Origin of the sequence: Pantoea sp. SIMBA_079 (genome assembly GCF_046940275.1) — a bacterium.
Classification (GTDB): Bacteria; Pseudomonadota; Gammaproteobacteria; order Enterobacterales; family Enterobacteriaceae; genus Pantoea; species Pantoea borealis.
In genome coordinates, this window is the sequence record NZ_JAWRYR010000643.1 from 1 (window position 1) to 252 (window position 252).

1 protein-coding gene is annotated in these 252 nt (G+C 69.4%); it reads left to right on the forward strand.

The window, feature by feature from the left end:
* The coding region (locus SB719_RS21525) for a patatin-like phospholipase family protein (protein ID WP_412159940.1) at positions 1 to 252 on the forward strand (252 nt) is incomplete at both ends.

Here is a 252-nt window from a genome sequence, read left to right on the forward strand (position 1 = left end):
GCCCGGTGTGTTCGAACCGGTGAAGATCGGCGATCGCCACTACGTCGACGGCGGCGTGGTCAGCCCGGTGCCGGTCGATGCGGCGCGCCAGCTCGGCGCCGACCTCGTCATCGCCGTCGACATCTCCAGCAAGGCCAGCGGCGTGATGCCCGGCAGCATGCTCGGCATCGTCAACCAGTCGATCGCGATCATGGGCCAGAACCTCGGCCGCCAGGAACTCGCGCGCGCCGATGTCGTCATCCGCCCGCAGGT